Source organism: Collimonas silvisoli (genome assembly GCF_018305005.1).
Lineage (GTDB): Bacteria > Pseudomonadota > Gammaproteobacteria > Burkholderiales > Burkholderiaceae_D > Collimonas > Collimonas silvisoli.
This window is the reverse complement of record NZ_JAGQEG010000212.1, coordinates 1-1,579: the sequence shown is the minus strand read 5'-3', so window position 1 is coordinate 1,579 and position 1,579 is coordinate 1. Positions and strand designations below refer to the sequence as shown.

Below are 1,579 nucleotides of genomic sequence, written 5' to 3'. Positions count from 1 at the left end.
TCAGGAAATGGTGCAGAAGCATATGCAACTGTACTACGGTTTCCGCCGCAGATGGCTCAACGAGTTCACGGATTTGCCTTCGTATGATCGTGCCAGCGCACAAGATAAGGAAGACCTGAATAGCTACGCTAAGCAAAGAAGAGTCATGGGCGCTGGAGCAGTTCGATAAGGCGCCGCCGTCTTTCGACTCGCCGTATCTGTGGCTATTGCAAAATCAGGCGTTGGCGTTGCTGGAAGATGCGCAAAAGCATGGCGCTGAGATTGCATTGCAGCGTGCAGCTTCATCGCGTTGATCACAAAAAAACATTCACACGAAAGAAATTCATGCGTCTCAAACATCTACTGATATTCACCGCGACGCTGGCACTCAGCGCCTGTGCCACAACGGCACCGAACACAGCACAAGCACCAAATCAGAAGCCGTCCATGGTTGTCGATATAGCGCTGGTGCCGGTAGCGATAGCTTGTTTTTCTCATCCGGGCGTGGGTTACATTCACGATTTTTATGTGAAAGAGCCTTTTAGCGAGCGGATGGCCGGTGGGCTGAGTTGTGGCGGCCTTGTCGCCGGCGGCTACATGCTTCCCTTGAAATGGCAACCCGGTATGAAAGTCAAAGTGCGGTGGAAGCCGAATGGGCGCGATTGGGTAGAAAAAAACACCACGATCAGACGCTACGACGAAGCCGGAGATATTTTCGTTCATTTTTTTGCAAACGATGAAGTGCGAATAGTCTCATCTGCACGCTATGATTCATCAAGCCCTCTGCACCCCATTATTAAAAGCGTGACCGTCGCTCCGCCGGAGGAAGAATAAATGCCCGCCCAAATTCAATCTGCGCCGCTGAGTATTACCGGTCACGCCGAAGGCGAAATGACATGGAGCGTTGCCGACCTATGCCGTCGTATTTTGCAGGAAGATCGGCCGACTATTCATGCGCCCCCTTGCCAGAAATACGTCAACATTGGCCTGTTCTTCGATGGCACCAATAACAATATGCTTCGTGATGAACCATCGCAATGCCATACCAATGTCGTCAAATTGTACAAAGCGCATAAATCGTTCGATGGCGATGGTGCTTTGCAAGCGACCGGCAATTACAAATTCTATATTCCTGGCTTGGGCACACGCTTCGAGGAGAACCGAGAGTGGCGTGAAAGTGCCGAGGGTAAAGCGTTTGGCAAAGGCGGCGAAGCGCGGATTTTATTTGCGCTGCTTCAGGTCTATAACGCGGTGCATCAGGCGTTTAGTGACGGTGGTGTTATGTTCACTCGACAGGAAATCGCCGCTAAAATCCAGCAATACGCCAAAGACGTGGAAACCAGCAACCCGATGCGCGATGCCAGCGATCCGCGTCCCGACCGCCGTAGCTGGTTTGCAGCCCTCACCAAGGAATTGGACCCGCTATTGCGCAAGGCCCGTAAAGACAGGCCGAAACCGAATATTCCTAAAATCACGCTGAATGTGTTCGGCTTTTCACGCGGCGCGGTGGAAGCGCGGGCGTTCTGCTACTGGTTTGCCGACTTGCTTAAAAAAGACGGCACCTTTGCCGGCATGGATGCCGAGATTGCTTTTTTAGGCT

General features: G+C 52.1%; 2 protein-coding genes. Both read left to right on the top strand.

Translation table 11 applies throughout. From position 1 onward, the window contains the following. The first annotated feature begins 237 nt into the window (after window positions 1-237). Window positions 238-813 carry a DUF3304 domain-containing protein gene (locus KHU33_RS26030; protein ID WP_211468437.1) on the top strand — a complete coding sequence of 192 codons (576 nt, stop codon included), beginning with the start codon at window positions 238-240 and terminating at the stop codon, window positions 811-813. Further along, the coding region (locus tag KHU33_RS26025; protein ID WP_211468435.1) for a phospholipase effector Tle1 domain-containing protein at window positions 814-1,579 on the top strand (766 nt) is incomplete at its 3' end.